The sequence below is a fragment of the Pseudomonas sp. B21-053 genome, from assembly GCF_026016365.1.
Lineage (GTDB): Bacteria > Pseudomonadota > Gammaproteobacteria > Pseudomonadales > Pseudomonadaceae > Aquipseudomonas > Aquipseudomonas nunensis.
Genome location: NZ_CP087205.1, coordinates 4111944 through 4129558 on the forward strand (window position 1 = coordinate 4111944; position 17615 = coordinate 4129558).

Here is a 17615-nt window from a genome sequence, read left to right on the forward strand (position 1 = left end):
TTTTGATCTCGCTTTTAAAGATCAAGATCAAAAGATCGCAGCCTTCGGCAGCTCCTACAGGGAGTCCGCGTCGATTTGAGAGACCTACCAAAGCAAGTACATCAAGGAGCTGAACCATGGCCTTCTCCCGTAGGGAAATGATTACCCGTATCGCCGCCGTCGGCGGTTATGGTGCCGCTGTCGGCGCGCTCGGAGCTTTGGGGCTCACGCCTCAGGCCGTGGCGGCGAGTTTCAAACCGTTGCAACTGGGCAGCAGCGGCAAAGGTAAAAACGTGGTGATCGTCGGCGCCGGCATCTCCGGGCTGGTCAGTGCGTATGAGCTGCGCAAGGCCGGCTTCAACGTGACGATTCTCGAGGCCCGCGAGCGGGTTGGCGGACGCAACTGGACTTTGCGGCGTGGCACGAAAGTCGATTTCGACGACGGCGTCAGCCAGACCGTCGACTTCGATGACGGGCAGTTTTTCAACGCCGGCCCGGCGCGGATTCCCAGCCATCACCAGACCATTCTCGGCTACTGCCGCGAGTTGGGTGTCGAGCTGCAAGTGCTGGTCAACAGCAGCCGCAACGCGCTGGCCCTGCCGGACCCGAGCAAACCGGCGTTCCAGTTGCGCCAAGCGGTCAACGATACGCGTGGCCAACTCTCGGAATTGTTGGCGCGCACCGTAAGCCGCAAGGCCCTCGACCAGGACTTGAGCGTCGACGACCGCAAGGCACTGCTGAGTTTCCTCAAGGTCTACGGCGACCTGAATGCCGATTTCCAATACAAGGGTTCGGTGCGCTCCGGCTACACCCGCGTACCCGGTGCCGGCGATCAAACCGGTGTGACCCGCGCACCGCTGGAACTGCAAACCTTGCTCAATCCCAAGCTCTGGGGCGCGTTGGTGTTCGATGAAATCCCCGAGTTTTCCTCGACCATGTTCCAACCGGTTGGCGGCATGGACCGGATTCCCTATGCGTTCTACGACAAGCTCAAAGACGCGGTGCGCTTCAATGCCGAGGTCAGCGATATCCAGACTTCCGAGAGCGGCAGCCGCATCACTTATCGGGATCGCAAGACTGGCAAGACGCAAACCCTGAGCGCCGATTACGCCGTGGTCACCGTGCCGCTGCCGCTGCTGGCGAAACTGCCGAGCAACTTCAGCCCGCCGTTCAAGCAAGCGATTCTCAGCGCGCAGAGCGATCAGGCGAACAAGGTTGCCTGGCAGTCGCCGCGTTTCTGGGAAACCGACTTCAACATCTACGGCGGCCTCTCGTACCTGGATCACGAAGTCAAAGGCCTGTGGTATCCGAGCGATCGGCTGAACAGCGCCCAAGGCATTCTGGTCGCGGCCTACAACACCAGCGAATCGGCCCAGGCCTTCAGCAAAAAATCCCTCGCCGAACAGTTTGCCTCGTCCCGGCAAGCCGTCGAATTGCTGCACCCCGGCCACAGTGCACAGCTGCAAAAACCGGTGGCGATCAACTGGGCCAAGGTGCCCTTCAGCAAAGGCCCGTGGATCGTCAACGACGAAGTCGGCGAAAGCGCCTATCAGATTCTCAACGAACCCCAAGGCCGCACCTATCTGGCCAGCGACGCCCTCGCCCACGGCGGTGTCGGCATCTGGCAGAACAGCGCCGCCGACTCGGCGCGACGCATCGTCGGGCTGATTGGCCGACATGCCGAACGCACTCAATCGGGCGTTGCTGCCTGAAGCGCGCCCCCCTGTGGGAGCGAGCCTGCTCGCGAAGATGGCAGCACATTCAACATGGATGTCGCCTGATACGCCGCCTTCGCGAGCAGGCTCGCTCCCACAAAGGTTCATCACTCCCTGACGCTTTTCCATTAAAGGACTGAACGATGAAAGCCATTACCTTGCTCACAGGATTGCTCATGACCGCCACCGCCCTCACCAGCCAGGCCGATGAAATCAAACGCATCGCCCTGCCCAACTCGAACTTCCCGATCTCGCTGGCAGTGTCGGTACCAGCGCAAACCGAACTGCTGTTCGTCAGCGGTTTACTCGCCGATCTGCACGACCCGAAAGCCCCCAAGGATTCCTTCGCCGCTTATGGCGACACCGCGACGCAGACCACTTCGATCCTCAACAAACTCAAGGGCGTACTGCAAAGCCAGGGCCTGGACCTCGGCGATGTGGTGCAACTGCGGGTGTTCCTGGTGGGTGATCCGGCCAAGGGCAACAAGCTCGATTTCGCCGGTTTGCAGGAAGGCTATACGCCGTTCTTCGGCAGTACCGCGCAACCCAACAAACCGGCCCGCACGGCGATTCAAGTCGTAGCGCTGCCGCTGCCCGGTGGCCTGGTGGAAATCGAAGCCGTCGCCGCACGCAAGAAGTGACACGGACAACACCCGAAATCCAGGAGCTTCACCTTTATGCGCAACTGCCCAGTACCTGCTTATCGCCCCTTATTATTGCCGCTGTCCTTTGCTTGCAGCCTGACCTCGTTCAGCATTGAAGCCGCTGAAACCGGAGCGCCGACCCTCGACACCGTCGTCGTGACCGGCAACCGTGGCGCCGAGCAGCGCACCGTCACCACCAGCCCGACACCGATCGATGTGGTGACCGGCGAACAACTGCGTTCCGTCGGCAAACCGAGCCTGCTCGAAGCGCTGAGCAAATTCATTCCCTCGTTCAACCTGCCTGACCGCGCCGGTTGGGACGCCAGCGGCGTGGTGCGCTCGGCGACCCTGCGCGGGTTGACCGCGTCCCACGTGTTGGTGCTGGTCAACGGCAAACGCCGGCACACCAGCGCCACGCTGAACATCAACGGGATCAACAGCGGCGCAGCGCCAAGCGACCTGGACTTGATCCCGGTGGCGTCCATCGACCATATCGAGGTGCTGCGCGACGGTGCGGCGGCGCAATATGGCTCGGATGCGATCTCCGGGGTGATCAACATCATCCTCAAGCAGACCACCGGCGGCAGCTCCGACACCACCCTCGGCCAGGGTTACGACGGCAAGCGCGGCACCGGCCAGGAAGCGCTGAATTATGGTTTCCAGGTCGGTGAAGCGGGTGTGCTCAACGTGTCCCTCGACACGCGCTATCAGGAGCGCGACAACAAGGCCGGCAGCAACGGCTACAGCGCCCATTACTACCCGCAAGCCGACGGCTCGCCCGACCCGCGCGAAGCCGACGCCAGCCATCACACCTACAAGGGCTACGGCTTGCCGCGCAGCCAGTTGGCCGATGCCGGCTACAACCTCGACTTGCCGCTGAACGACGCGCTGACCCTGTATTCGTTTTCGACCGTGGCCACCCGCGAGAACAACGACGGCCAGAACTTCCGCCTGCCCAGCGGGCGCAACACCATCACCACCGGCCCCAATGGTTATCCCGACGGCTACAGCCCTTATTGGCTGGTCAACGAAACCGACTTCCAGTCCGCGTTCGGCGCCAAGGGCGACAACTTCGGTGGCTGGGCCTGGGACTTGAGCAGCACCTACGGGCGCAACTACGCCAAGCAACGGACTTACAACAACCAGAACCCGTCCCTTGGCGAGAACACCCCGAACAAGTTCACCTCCGGCATCTACATCGCCGATCAACTGACCAGCAACCTCGACCTGAAAAACAGCTACGACATCGGCCTGGCCAAACCCATGGACGTGGCCTTCGGTTTCGAGCATCGGCGCGAAAGCTACGAAACCCGCGCCGGCTCCGAAGCTTCGTACATCGATGGCGGCTACGTGTTCCCGGTCGGCCATCCACGGGCCGGGCAACGTCCCGATCCGGGGGCGCAGGTCACCAACGGCATCACCCCGGAAGATGCGCAGAAAGTCAGCCGCAACAGCGTCGCCAGCTACATCGATCTAGGCTTCTATCCGGTGGAACAGTGGTACGTCGGCGTCGCCGGGCGATACGAGCATTACAACGAAGGCGTCGGCGGCACCCGCAGCGGCAAGCTCAGCACCCGCTACGAATTCAACCCGGTGTTCTCGGTGCGCGGCAGCGTCAGCAACGGCTTTCGTGCGCCGTCCCTGGCGAACCAGATTTTCACCGCGCGCTCGACCGGGTTCGACACCATCAATGGCGTCTACCAGTCCTATAACTACGTGATTTTGCCGGTGGACTCGGCTGGCGCTCAGGCCTTGGGCGCCGAAGCGTTGAAACCCGAGCGCTCGACCAACTTCAGCCTCGGTTTCGCCCTGACGCCAAGCGAAGACTTGAGCCTGACCGTCGACGGTTACGTGATCAACCTGCGTGATCGCCTGGTCCTCAGCGAACGCTTCCAGGGCCCCGGCGTCGCCGCCCTGCTCGACGGCATTGGCGTGCCGGCCACGGCGGGCGCGCAGTACTTCACCAACGGCGCCAACACCCGCACGTCCGGGGTCGATGTGGTGGGTAACTATCGGCAGAACCTGAACCGCTACGGCACGGTGAAATGGACAGCGGCGCTGAACTACAACCACACGCAGATCCTCAGCGTGAACGACACGCCGGAGCAACTGACTGCGCTGGGCAACTTTCAACTGATGGGTCGCCAATCCCGGGCGCTGATCACCAAGACCTCGCCGAGCAGCAAGATGATTTTCGCCGCCGATTGGGGCATCAACGACTTCGACGTCAACCTGCGCCTGACCCGGTATGGCACTTACACCGAGGTCAACAGTTCGAGCGATCCAAGCCTGGACCGCGAGTACTCAGCCAAATGGATCACCGACCTCGACGTCGCCTATGCCTTGAGCAAACAACTGACCGTGGCGGTGGGTGCGCAGAACCTGTTCGACAAATACCCGGACCATATCGGCGTGTCCAACTCGTCGTTTGGCGATAACTGGGGCAGCTATTCGCCGTTCGGTTTCACCGGCGGCTACTACTACACCCGGTTGCAATATGCGTTTTGATCGCAGCTTCTTTTGAGGGACAAATCGCAGGCAAAAAAAAATCCCAGGCAGCTGATGGACGCCTGGGACTTAAAAATGCATAAACCGTGGTGGTGAACGCAGGGCAATATTAACCTACTAAAACACTTTGAAACAATATATTTCTGCGCACCGTTCGGTTAATTAAAATCGTAAGCCCTTATATATCAACACTATTTGTGCGGACTTCTACGCATCAAGCGATCGGGATCAGCGGATCTGCAGCCGCCCAGGCCGTTTCACGATTGGCTGCCGGCGGGTAAATCCACACGGTGTTGATCTGGGTTTTAAGCTCTTTGCCTTCCTGCTTCACCAGTTTCACTTGGCGATCCCAACCCTCGGTGTACACCGCGCCCCAAGCGCCAAGGTCCAGGCACGTCACGTACTTGGGCTGGCTGTACGGCGTCGGGTCTACGCCGAGAATCTGTGCGGCCACGTTGTTGCCGGCGTGACGGCCGAGGACGATGGCGTGTTGGCAGGTCATCAGCGCGTGATTGCCGATGTCGTCGGAGGCGGCATAAGCCACGTCTCCGGTAGCGAAGATATCGTCCTGGCCAATGACTTTCAGGTGCGCGTCCACGTGCAGACGGCCAAGGTTATCGCGTTCGCCCGGGATCTGTTCGGTCAGCGAGCTGGCGCGCACGCCGGTGGTCCAGATCACGGTGTTGGCTTCGATGCGCTGGCCATCGGCCAAAGTCACACCGTTTTCATCGACCGACACTACAGTCGATTTCAGCTGCCACTTCACCCCCAGTTCAGTACTGGCCTCGGCGATCGACTGGCTGATTTCAGCGCCCATGGACGCACCAACTTTTTCGCCGCGATCCACGATGATCACGTTGATGTCGGCGCGATCACCCAGGATCGCTCGCAGGCGGGCGGGCATTTCAGTCGCAGTTTCAATCCCGGTAAAGCCGCCGCCAGCCACCACAACGGTGTTGCGGGCGTTGCTTTCGGGCAGGTTGGCGAGGGATTTCAGGTGGTTTTCCAGGCGCACAGCTTGTTCGATCTGGTCGACGTCGAAGGCATGTTCGATCACGCCCGGGGTGTTGGATGACGCCAGCCGGCTGCCGGTGGCCAGAACGAGTTTGTCGTAGCTGCACACCTGTTTGGCGCCCGATGCATCAAGGTAGCCAACCTGTTTTTGCTCGACGTCGATGGTTTCGGCGGCGCCCTTGATGAACTTTACGCCGACTGCATCGAACAGCTCGCCAATCGGCGCCGCCAGTTGATGGGCATTCGGTTCGTAGAAGCGCGGACGCACGCGCAGCTCGGCCTGTGGGGCCAGGACGGTCACTTCAACAGCGTCGTGATTGTGAATATCGAACAGACGCGTAGCGCTCAAAGCCGTCCACATGCCACCGAAACCTGCACCAATGACCAGAATCTGTTGTTTCATTTTTAACTCCGAGTGGAAAACCAGGTAATGAATTTGTTTAGGGTCAACGACCGCTGCCGACCGAACAACTACGACTCTATTGGTCGCCTTTAAACCAAACAAGTCAACATTACTGATCATTCCAATCGGTTTATCAGATCTGTTTGTGCAACCCTTCTAAACCGGCCATCACTGGCCCGGCGCATCTTGAAAACATGAAGCACCCAGCAACCGCTGCCGATGAAGCGCGTTGCCGCCCTCCCGTTCCGCTGCTAATATTTGCGACTACATTAGTCGGAGATCACTATGTCTCTTTACAGCGCAGGCGTTGAGTACGGCATTCACTGCCTGCTTTTTCTGGTGGGCAATGGCGGCGACTCCCGCGAGGCGAGCGTGCGCGACCTCGCGGAGCTGCAAGGCGTGCCGCTGGATTATCTGGCCAAGATCTTCACCAAACTGGCCAAGGCCAAACTGGTGGTGGCCACTGAAGGCGTGCGCGGCGGTTTCAAACTGGCCAGGTTTGCCGATGAAATCACCCTGCTGGATATCGTCAACGCCATCGACGGCCAGAAGCTGATCTTCGATTGCCGCGAGATTCGTGGCCGTTGCGCCTTGTTCGAAGGCTCGGCGCCAGCCTGGGCGCTGGACGGTGGCTGCGCAGTGCACGGGGCAATGATGACCGCGCAGAAACGTATGGAAGACGCCCTAGCCCAGACCACCATTCTGGACCTGGCCCGGAAGGTCGGGCGCAAGGCCCCGCCGGAGTTTGCCGGGCAGGTGGATGAATGGCTGGTGGATCGACGGGAGAAAAAAGGCATTGGCAGCGAGCAGAACATTACGCTGACCGACATCACCGACTAACTAGTGTGGCGAGGGCGCGTGCTCGCGCTTGAGTGCGCAGCGCTCGCAAAAGGGGCTGCTACGTACCCCAGCGCGAGCAAGCTCGCTCGCCACAAAAAAAAGCCGAAGGCGGAATCTTCCGGCTTCGGCTTTTTGCATATTCAATACCCAGACTTACAGGCAGTCGCGCACCGCCTGCCGCATCGCCGCCGATTTCGCCCACGGCGGCCCCTGATACAACGAAACCCGGCTGCCATCCTTCGACTTCACGATATCCAGGATCTCGTCCGCCGTGATGATGCTCGGCGCGGTCAGGCGATAGCCGTTGGAAATGCCAATCTGAGTGGTCTTGGGAATCTGCTGTTGCCACAACGGCAGCACGCACGCGACGTATTCCTTGGGCGGCTTGCTGCTGTATTTGCTGACATTGGGCTCGCCGGGAACCAGGGACGCTGGCAATGAGCAACCCGCCAACATAGCCACCGCTACCCCCGCTATCAACATCCGCATGATGCTTCCTTATCCTGAAAAACGGCGAATGTAACGCGTCGTTGCAAAGACATCCAGCGAACGATTGGTAAAAGCGACAGACCGCCGCGCGGCCTTACGAACGGAACACCCGGTACGGGAAACGGGGCTAATCTTTCGTAGCGGGGATTTTGCAGGAGATCATCATGTGGCTTAACGAACTCGAACAGGAACTTCGGCGCGACCTCCAGAGCGTGGAGTCGAATCTGCGGTGGTCGGCGGTAGAACTTTTGCGCCTGGCGGAGCAGTTTCGCCTGGCCGGCAATGAAGTGGATGCGCAAGTGGCCCTACGGCTGCGGGAAGTGCTCCAGGGGGACGAAGAACGGCTTAAGAGCTACGCCGAGGAGGTCAAGGCGCGGCACATCAGCCGAACGAAACCTCAATAACGCCTCTCCCGGCCCACCGGCGACATGGGCAATGATGGCGGTCACCCCCCATAAAAAAAACCCCGACACAGGCCGGGGCTACTCGTACGACATCAACTACTGGCTACGCGCCGGCCGACTCGCCCGCGCCTTGTAGGCCGGCAAGGATGCGGCGAATGCCAGTGCCTCTTCCCGGCTGCCAAAGGCACCCAGGCGGTCACCTTTGGTGCACACCCGCCATGGGCCGTGGTTCACGCTGAGTACGTCGTAACCGTTGATGTGCATCTTGGTCAGCATCTCAATGCTCATAGTCACCTCCTTTTGGGCAGTGAAAATCAAAGATTGACTGGCCTACCTTACACCCGGCCCCGGCGTGGGTGCCGACCAGACGTCGCGACATCGGGTGGCACTTTCGGCTTGCGCGGCAACTCCAACCCTTGAAACCGCCGAAATACGGGGCCTCGGCCCGAATATTGCAGTTTTATGACTGTTTTATGACAAACGGGCAATCAGGTAACACATGAAAGTACGCGCCACCGTTATTTGCGAGCAAGACCGACACGTCCTCCTGGTGCGCAAGCCAAGGTGTCGCTGGACCTTGCCCGGCGGAAAGGTCGAGCCCGGCGAAACCAAAATGGATGCCGCCGTGCGGGAACTGGCGGAAGAAACCGGGCTTGGGGTCGACGGCATGCTGTACCTGATGGAACTGGAGGACGGCAGCACCCGCCACCATGTTTATGAAGCGTCGGTGGTGAACCTGCATGAAGCCCGGCCGCTCAACGAGATTATCGATTGCATGTGGCATCCGCTGGACGCCGTCCACAACCTGAAAACCAGCGACGCCACGCTACGAATCGTCAAAGCGTTTCAGCGTCGCTTGTGAGGTGCTCAGCCCAGATCGCCACCGCCCACCGGCATGATCATCCCGGTGATGTACGAGGCCTCGTCGCTGGCCAGAAACAGGATCGCGCTCGCCTGCTCATCCAGCGTGCCGTAGCGCTTCATCAAACTGCTGTCGAGGGTCTGGTCGACGATCTGCTGATACCAGACCTGCTCCTGGGCGCTTTGCCCGGCGCTGTTGCGCGGAATCGCACGCGGTGGCGCATCGGTTCCGCCGGGCGCCGTGGCATTCACCCGAACCCCGCGCCCGGCGGTCTCGAAGGCCAGGCACGCGGTCAGTGCATTCACTCCACCCTTCGCAGCGCCGTAAGGCACGCGATTGATGCTGCGGGTGGCGATGGATGACACATTGACGATGGCGCCCTTGCCTTGCCCCAGCATGAACGGCAGCGCGGCATGGCAACACCACAGCGTCGGAAACAGCGAGCGCCGGACTTCGGCCTCGATCTGCTGTTCTTCGTAATGCTCGAACGGTTTGGCCCAGATCGTCCCACCGACGTTGTTGACCAGCACGTCCAGGCGCCCGAAGCGCTCGACGGCGGTTTTCATCACGCGACTGCATTCGCTGTACTGCTCAAGGTCGGCGGTCAGCGCGAGGACCTGATGGGTCTGGCCCAATTGCTGTTGCACCTCGAATATCAGCTCCGAACGATCGACCAATATCAATCGCGCGCCCTCCGCCGCCATACGCTCAGCAACCCGCCGGCCGATGCCTTGCGCAGCACCAGTGATCAGCACGACTTTTTCTTTGAATCTGTTCATACACACCTCGTTGCGACGACTGTTCCGTGTAGGAGCTGCCGAAGGCTGCGATCTTTTGATTTTGTTTTTTGAAATCCAAGATCAAAAGATCGCAGCCTCGTTTCACTCGTCAGCTCCTACGGTGGGTATCGCCGCAGAAAATTTCAGGCCGCGCTGGCGGCAAATTTTTCGTAGTAGAAGTTCGCCGGCGCGATGCCCTGCTCGCGGATGAACTGGCTGACCGCCTCGACCATCGGTGGCGGGCCGCACAGGTAGACGTCTACGTCGCCATCGTTCAAATGCCGGGGCTCGATGTGCTGGGTCACGTAACCCTTGAGCGGGTGCTGGCTGTCGGGGTTGGCCACGCAGGCGCTGAAGCTGAAATTCGGAATGCGCGCAGCGAAGGCTTCCAGTCGATCCAGTTCTACGAGGTCGAAGTCATTGGTCACGCCGTAGATCAGGTGCAGCGGCTGTTCACTGCCCTGCTCGGCAATTTTCTCCAGCATCGCGGTGAACGGTGCCAGGCCGGTGCCGCCCGCCAGCAATAACAGCGGTCGGCGGATATCGCGCAGGTAGAAACTGCCCAACGGCCCAGCCAGGGTCATGCTGTCGCCGGCCTTGGCCATGCCGGTGAGGAAGCTGCTCATCAAGCCGCCGGGCACGTTGCGAATCAGGAAACTGACCTCGCCGTCACGCTGCAACGAGCTGAAGGAATACGCACGGGTCTGCTCGCTGCCGGGCACCCCGAGGTTCACGTATTGCCCCGGCAGGAACGCCAGTTTGCTCAGGGCCTCGCCCTTGATCGACAGCGCAATCGTGCTGTCGGACAACTGACGCAGGTTGCTGATGGTGGCTTCAAAACTGGCTTGGCGAGTGCGGCAGACATCCGACGCAACCGGCACCCGCACCACGCAATCGCTCTGGGCGCGCATCTGGCAGGTCAGGACGAAACCCTGCTCGGCTTCATCGGCGCTCAGAGCGTCTTCGATGTACTCGTCGCCCAAGTCATAACGACCGGCCTCGGCGAAACATTTGCAGGTACCACAGGCGCCGTCGCGACAGTCCAGCGGGATATTGATGCCCTGGCGGTACGCGGCGTCGGCCACGGTTTCGTCGGGATTGGCGTCGATGAACCGGGTGACGCCGTCTTCGAAATTGAACGCGATGGAATGAGTCATGACGGCCGCCTCACAAGTGGTAAACGTCGATGACCTGGCGAACGTAATCGTTCTTCAGGATCACTTTCTTGGCCTTGATCAGCGGGTTTTCGCCGCGCACATCGAGGGTGTAGAAACTGCTGCCGAAATAGCTGTCGACGGTCTTGTAGCGAAAGCTCAGGGTGTGCCAGTTGAAGCGCACCTTGCACAGGCCATCGGTGTGTTCGAGCAGCTCGATATTGCTGATGTTGTGCGAGGTGCGGGTGTCGGGAATGCTCGCGCTGGAACGCTCGGTCTTGATGCGGAAGATGCGGTCTTCCAGGCCGGTGCGATTGCCGTACCAGATCAGCGAGATTTCCCGCTGCGGGTCTTCGGTGAGCTCATCGTTGTCGTCCCAGGACGGCATCCAGAACGACGCATCGGCGGCGTACAGTTCCAGCCAGTCGTCCCATTGTTTGTCGTCGAGGTAGCGCGCTTCGCGGTAGAGAAAGTCGCGCACGGCTTCATAGGTGATGGTCATTGCACGGCCTCCACGTCGATCAGCTCGGGCTGTTCAGCGGCCAACGCCTTGAGCATCGTCTGTTGCCAGTATTTGTGTTGCAGCACGAACAGGCCTTCGTCTTCAGTGCGCACGCCGCTGAGCAACGGGTGCAGGTCGATTTCCCGGGCCGCGTCATCGGCACCTTCGACCCAGTGTTCGGCGCCACGGGACATGTCGTTCCAAGTGGTGACGCTGCCCTGATAGCCGGTCTGGCACGAGCGAAATTCCTCCAGATCGTCCGGCGTGGCCATGCCGCTGACGTTGAAAAAGTCCTCGTACTGGCGAATCCGGCTCGACCGCGCACTGTCGCTTTCACCTTTGGGGGCGATGCAATAAACGGTGATTTCGGTTCGATTGACCGAGATCGGCCGGGCGATGCGAATCTGCGAGCTGAACTGGTCCATCAGGTACACGTTCGGGTACAGGCACAGGTTGCGTGAGTTCTCGATCATCCAGTCGGCGCGGGCCTGGCCGAAGTCCCGGGCCAGCTCATCGCGACGTTCGAACAGCGGACGATCCTCGGGGTTGGACCAGCGAGTCCAGAGCAGCATGTGGCCCTTGTCGAACGAGTAGAAACCGCCGCCCTGCTTGGCCCAGGTGCCGGCGCTCATGGTGCGGATATCTTCGCCGGCCTCACGCTGTTTGCGCTGGTTCTGGGTGGCCGCGTAGTTCCAGTGCACCGAGCTGACGTGGTAACCGTCGGCGCCGTTTTCGGCGGTGAGTTTCCAGTTGCCTTCGTAGATGTAGCTGGAGGAGCCGCGCAGCACTTCCAGGCCATCGGCGGACTGGTCGACGATCATGTCGATGATCTTCGCCGACTCGCCCAGGTGCTCCACCAGCGGCACCACATCAGCCTTGAGGCTGCCGAACAGGAAGCCACGATAGGACTCGAACCGCGCGACCTTGGTCAGGTCGTGGGAGCCATCGCAATTGAAACTCGCCGGGTAACCCGCTTCGGCCGGGTCCTTGACCTTGAGCAGCTTGCCGGAATTGTTGAAGGTCCAGCCGTGGAACGGGCAGGTGTAGGAGCTTTTGTTGCCGGTCTTGTGCCGGCACAGCATGGCGCCGCGATGGCTGCAGGCGTTGATGAACGCGTTGAGTTCACCGGCCTTGTTGCGCGCGATAAAGATCGACTGGCGGCCCATGGTGGTGGTGTAGAAATCGTTGATATTGGGGATCTGGCTTTCATGCGCCAGGTACAGCCAGTTGCCTTCGAAGATGTGCTGCATCTCCAGGTCGAACAGGCGCGGGTCGGTGAACATCTCGCGCTTGCAGCGGTAGATGCCGTGTTCTTTGTCGTCTTCCAGCAGGGAGTGAAGGTATTCGGGTCGCAGGGACATGGCCGCCGCCTCCATTGTTTTTATTCAGGCAGGGCCATGCTAGGACGGGGGGATGGGGCGGAATATCCGATGGGTGCAGACCTTTATCCGTTTAGTGCAGTTGATAGTGCGCCGCCGAACCTGTGGCGAGGGAGCTTGCTCCCGCTGGGCTGCGAAGCGGCCCCCGGGCATTTCGTCAGACACACCGCGCCGGCAGGATTTGCGACTGCTGCGCAGCCGAGCGGGAGCAAGCTCCCTCGCCACAGTTATTCGGTGTTCAGTCTAGTGCCGGCGCTTGAGGGTGTCCGATGGCAACTCGCCAAACTGCTTGCGATAGCTGTCGGAAAACCGCCCCAGATGCAGGAAGCCGTAATCCATCGCCACTTCCGTGACGTTGCGCACGTTGCAGGTCGGGTCGCTGAGGCAGGCGTTGATGCGCTCCAGGCGTTTCTGGCGGATGTAGTTTTTCGGCGTGGCCCCGGCGTTGCGTTCGAACAAGCCATACAGCGAACGCACGCTCATCCGCGCCTGACGCGCCAGTGCTTCGCTGTCGATGTCTTGCTTGAGGTTGCGCGCGATGAAGTCGGCAATCCTCTCGAAGGTGGCCGACGGCGAGCCAAGGCTGACCCGGCTCACATTGGTTTTCATCAGGCTGAGCATCTTGCTGACGATGATCTGCGCGTAATGCTCCTGCACTTTAAGAATCTGCTCGGTGGCCTCGGCCTCCTGGCAAATCATCGCCAGCAGGTTGACGAAGCCCTCCAGTTGATCGAGCTGATAACGGTTCTGCAGAAACCGCACGCCCTGCCCCGAATAGCCCCAGCGCTGCTCATCGCATACCGACTCCAGCAACCGGGTCGGGACTTTAAGGATGAATTTTTCGCAATCGTCGGAGTACGTCAGGTCCACCGGATCATCGGGGTTGATCAGCAGTAACTCGCCGGGTTCGAAGTAGTGTTCCTGGCAATGCCCGCGCCACAGGCAGTGGCCGCGCAGCAGCACTTGCAGGTGATAAATGCTGTCGAGCGCACCGGACGTGACCCGCACGCTGGCGCCGTAGCTGATGCGGCACAAGTCCAGGCTGGCGAATTTGCGGTGATCGAGACTGGCCAGCGGCTGGCCGGCACGGGGCATCAGCAGGCAATGGTTGCCGACGTGCTGATTGACGTAACCCGACACCGCGTAAGGGTCGGCGTGGTCGAATACTCTGCTGCGCTGACTCAACAGTTGCGCGTGCATCATCGGGTCACTCTCGTTGTTATTGTTGATGTGTGTGGGAGCGGGCTTGCTCGCGAAAGCGGAGTATCAGTCAACGGTGATGTTGAAGCTGATTCCGCCTTCGCGAGCAAGCCCGCTCCCACAGGGGACTTGTCAGTCTTCCAGTGCACGCACCCGCTCATGGCGCTGTTGTTCCTCCGGCTGCGCGGACGACTGCAAGGTGAAGTCGAAGTCGATTTCGGCAAACCGACCGCTGACACCGTGGGTCGCCGCTCGCTGCGGATCGTCGCTGAAGGTGATGTGGGCGATCAGCTCATCACGGGTGGCATAGGCGAAATCGTCGTGCAGGTATTTGTCGCCGTCAAGGTTGATCTGGGTGGTCAGGTGACGATGATCCGGCGCCGAGATAAAGAAATGGATATGCGCCGGCCGCTGACCATGGCGACCCAGTTGATCGAGCAATTGCTGGGTCGGACCGTCCGGTGGGCAGCCGTAGCCCGACGGCACAATGCTGCGCAAACGATAACGCCCCTCGGCATCGGTAACGATCCGGCGACGCAGGTTGAATTCGGATTGCGTGGCATCGAAGTACGAATAGGTGCCACCGGTATTGGCGTGCCAGACATCCACCACGGCGCCGGCCAACGGTTCGCCAGCGGTATTCAACACCTGGCCTTGCATGAACAACGTCACACCCGGATCGACACCGTCATCGAGTCGCGCCTCACCTTCCGACAGCGGCGCACCGGCCACATACAGCGGCCCTTCGATGGTGCGTGGCGTGCCGCCAGACTTGCCGGCCTGCTCGTCTTCGGCGTCCATCAACAGGTCGAGGTAATGTTCCAGGCCGAGCCCGGCCACCAACAAACCGGCCTCCTGACGCGCACCCAGCACGTTGAGGTAATTCACGGCTTTCCAGAATTCTTCCGGGGTCACGGCGAGGTCTTCGATGATGTTCACCGAATCCCGCAGGATCCGGTAAACCAGCGACTTGACCCTTGGATCACCGGCCTCGTTGAGCAGACCGCTGGCCTCTTCGAGAAACTTCTGGGCGCTGGCAGTGTGGGAAATCTTGACGTTCATGGTGGTTCCTCATCTTGTAGTTATTAGCGTAGCGAACTGAACGGGCCGGGTTCAGCGGTCATCCTCGCGAATCGAAGACGGATGCCGGCACAGCGCATCGATCTCGATGGCCATGTACGGAAACAGCGGCAATTGCATCAGCAGGTCGTGCAGTTCCTGAACGTTGTCGACATCGAACACGCTGTAATTGGCGTAGTGCCCGGCGATGCGCCACAGATGCCGCCATTTGCCCTGCTCTTGCAGGCGCTGGGCCAGGGCTTTCTCGTCGGCCTTGAGCCGGGTGGCGAGTTCGGGGTTGATGTCGAGCGGCAGGTTCACGGTCATTTTTACGTGGAACAACATGATGCTCTCCTCAGGCTTGATAAACGGCAGTGGAAGACTTGTCGCGGCGCAAGAACGCCAGGCGCTCTTCATCCAGGCTCAGGCCCAGGCCCGGCGGGTTCGGTACGTGCAACTCAAAATCGCGATAGATCAGCGGCTCGCTGAGAATGTCTTCGGTCAGCAGCAATGGACCGAACAGCTCGGTGTCCCAGGCCAGTTTGTTCAGGGTGATAAACGCGTGGGCCGAGGCCAGCGTGCCGATCCCGCCTTCGAGCATGGTGCCGCCGTACAGGCCAATACCCGCCGCTTCGGCAATCGCGGCGGTTCTGAGCACCGCGCGTGGGCCGCCATTCTTGGCGATCTTCAGGGCGAACACTGAGGCAGCACCTTCGCGGGCCAGGTTGAAGGCGTCTTCGACGCATTCGATGGACTCGTCGGCCATGATCGGCGCCGGGCTGATCGCATTCAGGCGCGCCATGCCGGCGCGGTTGTTGCGCGAGATCGGTTGTTCGATCAGGTCGATGCCATTGGTGCCGAGGATCCGGCAGGCGCGAAGTGCCACCGCTTCGTCCCAGGCCTGATTGACATCGACCCGCACACTGGCGCGGTCACCGAGGGCTTTCTTGATCGCGATGACGTGGGCCAGGTCGCGATTGACCTCGCCAGCACCGATTTTCAGCTTGAAGATCCGGTGGCGGCGCAGGTCGAGCATTTTCTCCGCTTCGGCGATGTCCTGCGCGGTGTCGCCGCTGGCCAGGGTCCAGGCTACCGGCAGTGCATCACGAACCCGACCGCCCAACAACTCGCTGACCGGCAGGCCAAGGCGCTTGCCCTGGGCGTCGAGCAACGCGGTTTCGATGCCGGATTTGGCAAACGTATTGCCCCGAATGCTGCGTTCCAGGCGCAACATCGCCGCGTTGATGTTGCCGCTGTCCTCGCCGATCAGCAGCGGCGCGAAGTGTTGGTCGATGTTGGTCTTGATGCTGTCCGGGCTTTCATTGCCATAGGCCAGGCCACCGATGGTGGTGGATTCGCCGATGCCTTCGATGCCGTCGGCGCAGCGCACTCGGATGATCACCAGGGTCTGGTTCTGCATGGTGTGCATCGCCAGTTTGTGCGGGCGGATGGTCGGCAGATCGACGATGATCGTCTCGATCGATTGAATGGCTGTTGCACGCATGTCGATACCCGTCAGGTTCTTAAAGTTCTGAATCGGATTCTCATACGGCTTTTCCGTGGCGGCCAATATAGAATTGGTCTGGCTTGATACCTTAAAGGTATCCAACCTGTCAGTGCCCGGAGGCTCCATGGAACTGCGTCACCTGCGTTATTTTCAGGTGTTGGCCCAAACCCTCAACTTCACCCGCGCCGCCGAGCTGTTGCACATCGCCCAGCCGCCATTGAGTCGCCAGATCCAGCAACTGGAAGACGAACTCGGGGTGCTGTTGCTGGAACGTGGGCGGCCGCTGAAACTGACCGACGCCGGGCGGTTTTTTCATGAGCATTCCAGCGCGCTGCTGGAGCAACTGGGCAAGGTCTGCGACAACACGCGGCGGATCGGCCTCGGTGAAAAGACCTGGCTGGGCATCGGTTTTGCGCCGTCGACACTGTACGGCGTGCTGCCGGAACTGATTCGGCGATTGCGCAACCCCGAGGGTATGGAGCTGGAACTGGGGCTGTCGGAAATGACCACCCTGCAACAGGTCCAGGCGCTCAAGGCCGGGCGCATTGATGTGGGTTTCGGGCGGATCCGTATCGACGACCCGGCGATTATCCAGACCGTTTTGACCGAAGATCGCCTGGTCGCCGCCCTGCCCGCCGGCCATCCGCTGTTGGCCGGCCCGATCAGCCTGCGGGAGCTGGCGAAAGAACCCTTCGTGCTCTACCCCGGCAACCCGCGCCCGAGCTATGCCGACCATGTGATCGCCCTGTTCGAATCCTATGGCGTGAGCATCCACGTGGCGCAATGGACCAACGAACTGCAAACCGCGATCGGCCTGGTCGGCGCCGGCATCGGCGTCACCCTGGTTCCCGCCTCGGTGCAACTGCTGCACCGCGACGACATCGGCTTCACCCCATTGCTGGAAGACAACGCCACCTCACCGATCATCCTCAGCCGACGGGTGGGCGATGTATCACCGGGATTGAGCCATTGTTTGCAGATGATTGATGAGCTGGTGCCGCACGCCTGAACCTGAACCCAACCCCAAATCCATATCCATATCCATATCCATATCCATATCCAACGTAGGAGCTGTCGAGTGAAACGAGGCTGCGATCTTTTGACCTGTCTTTTAAAAACAAAATCAAAAGATCGCAGCCTCGTTTCACTCGACAGCTCCTACGGTGACCGCGTACGA

The 17615-nt window shown here is 60.5% G+C and carries 18 protein-coding genes; 7 read left to right on the forward strand and 11 right to left on the reverse strand.

The genetic code is table 11. The annotated features are described in order from the left end of the window. Positions 1-116 precede the first annotated feature (116 nt). From LOY68_RS18255 to LOY68_RS18265, 3 genes are all read left to right on the forward strand, one after another. Complete coding sequence (locus tag LOY68_RS18255; RefSeq protein ID WP_265038918.1) at positions 117-1691, forward strand: flavin monoamine oxidase family protein; 1575 nt, start codon at positions 117-119, stop codon at positions 1689-1691. A 146-nt stretch (positions 1692-1837) separates the two neighbouring features. After that, positions 1838-2335, forward strand: a complete 498-nt coding sequence (locus LOY68_RS18260) for a RidA family protein (RefSeq protein ID WP_054614442.1) — start codon at positions 1838-1840, stop codon at positions 2333-2335. 36 nt (positions 2336-2371) lie between these two features. Then, positions 2372-4846: a TonB-dependent receptor plug domain-containing protein gene (locus LOY68_RS18265; protein WP_265038920.1), complete on the forward strand. Its 2475-nt coding sequence runs from the start codon at positions 2372-2374 to the stop codon at positions 4844-4846. A 214-nt stretch (positions 4847-5060) separates the two neighbouring features. Here LOY68_RS18265 and LOY68_RS18270 read toward each other — a convergent pair whose 3' ends face one another. Continuing rightward, entirely contained in the window at positions 5061-6263 is a 1203-nt protein-coding gene (locus LOY68_RS18270) for an NAD(P)/FAD-dependent oxidoreductase (RefSeq protein ID WP_265038922.1), read from the reverse strand. Positions 6264-6548: 285 nt separating this feature from the next. Between LOY68_RS18270 and LOY68_RS18275 the strand changes: the two genes are divergently transcribed. Continuing rightward, positions 6549-7103 carry an RrF2 family transcriptional regulator gene (locus tag LOY68_RS18275; RefSeq protein WP_265038923.1) on the forward strand — a complete coding sequence of 185 codons (555 nt, stop codon included), beginning with the start codon at positions 6549-6551 and terminating at the stop codon, positions 7101-7103. Positions 7104-7256: 153 nt separating this feature from the next. Here the strand turns inward: LOY68_RS18275 and LOY68_RS18280 are convergent, their stop codons facing one another. Continuing rightward, on the reverse strand, positions 7257-7592 hold the full coding sequence (locus tag LOY68_RS18280; RefSeq protein WP_054050680.1) for a hypothetical protein: 336 nt from the start codon (positions 7590-7592) through the stop codon (positions 7257-7259). Positions 7593-7756: 164 nt separating this feature from the next. Between LOY68_RS18280 and LOY68_RS18285 the strand changes: the two genes are divergently transcribed. After that, positions 7757-7996, forward strand: a complete 240-nt coding sequence (locus LOY68_RS18285) for a hypothetical protein (protein ID WP_163914485.1) — start codon at positions 7757-7759, stop codon at positions 7994-7996. Between the two features lie 96 nt (positions 7997-8092). Here the strand turns inward: LOY68_RS18285 and LOY68_RS18290 are convergent, their stop codons facing one another. Beyond that, positions 8093-8284 carry a DUF2188 domain-containing protein gene (locus LOY68_RS18290; RefSeq protein ID WP_265038924.1) on the reverse strand — a complete coding sequence of 64 codons (192 nt, stop codon included), beginning with the start codon at positions 8282-8284 and terminating at the stop codon, positions 8093-8095. A 211-nt stretch (positions 8285-8495) separates the two neighbouring features. On the opposite strand from LOY68_RS18290, the gene LOY68_RS18295 reads away from it, so the two are divergent. Next, complete coding sequence (locus tag LOY68_RS18295) at positions 8496-8858, forward strand: NUDIX hydrolase (protein WP_163914480.1); 363 nt, start codon at positions 8496-8498, stop codon at positions 8856-8858. A 5-nt stretch (positions 8859-8863) separates the two neighbouring features. Here LOY68_RS18295 and LOY68_RS18300 read toward each other — a convergent pair whose 3' ends face one another. The 8 genes from LOY68_RS18300 to LOY68_RS18335 form a co-directional block, all read right to left on the reverse strand. Further along, positions 8864-9637, reverse strand: coding sequence for a 1,6-dihydroxycyclohexa-2,4-diene-1-carboxylate dehydrogenase (locus LOY68_RS18300; protein WP_265038926.1), 774 nt, complete (start codon positions 9635-9637; stop codon positions 8864-8866). A 143-nt stretch (positions 9638-9780) separates the two neighbouring features. Then, positions 9781-10794, reverse strand: a complete 1014-nt coding sequence (benC, locus tag LOY68_RS18305; RefSeq protein WP_265038928.1) for a benzoate 1,2-dioxygenase electron transfer component BenC — start codon at positions 10792-10794, stop codon at positions 9781-9783. A gap of 10 nt (positions 10795-10804) precedes the next feature. Further along, a complete protein-coding gene (benB, locus tag LOY68_RS18310; RefSeq protein ID WP_265038930.1) occupies positions 10805-11293 on the reverse strand; it encodes a benzoate 1,2-dioxygenase small subunit in 489 nt (162 codons plus the stop codon). Then, on the reverse strand, positions 11290-12654 hold the full coding sequence (gene benA, locus LOY68_RS18315) for a benzoate 1,2-dioxygenase large subunit (protein ID WP_265038931.1): 1365 nt from the start codon (positions 12652-12654) through the stop codon (positions 11290-11292). The genes benB and benA overlap by 4 nt, the downstream gene beginning before the upstream one ends. Positions 12655-12915: 261 nt before the next feature. Next, entirely contained in the window at positions 12916-13875 is a 960-nt protein-coding gene (locus LOY68_RS18320) for an AraC family transcriptional regulator (RefSeq protein WP_320110079.1), read from the reverse strand. A 129-nt stretch (positions 13876-14004) separates the two neighbouring features. Further along, the gene (catA, locus tag LOY68_RS18325) at positions 14005-14934 is read right to left on the reverse strand and encodes a catechol 1,2-dioxygenase (RefSeq protein ID WP_265038932.1); all 930 of its coding nucleotides are present in this window, start codon (positions 14932-14934) and stop codon (positions 14005-14007) included. Between the two features lie 51 nt (positions 14935-14985). After that, on the reverse strand, positions 14986-15276 hold the full coding sequence (gene catC, locus LOY68_RS18330) for a muconolactone Delta-isomerase (RefSeq protein ID WP_265038934.1): 291 nt from the start codon (positions 15274-15276) through the stop codon (positions 14986-14988). A gap of 10 nt (positions 15277-15286) precedes the next feature. Further along, on the reverse strand, positions 15287-16435 hold the full coding sequence (locus tag LOY68_RS18335) for a muconate cycloisomerase family protein (RefSeq protein WP_265038936.1): 1149 nt from the start codon (positions 16433-16435) through the stop codon (positions 15287-15289). Positions 16436-16562: 127 nt separating this feature from the next. Here LOY68_RS18335 and LOY68_RS18340 point away from each other — a divergent pair, with 127 nt between their 5' ends. Next, on the forward strand, positions 16563-17447 hold the full coding sequence (locus LOY68_RS18340) for a LysR family transcriptional regulator (protein ID WP_265038937.1): 885 nt from the start codon (positions 16563-16565) through the stop codon (positions 17445-17447). The last annotated feature ends 168 nt before the right edge of the window (positions 17448-17615 follow it).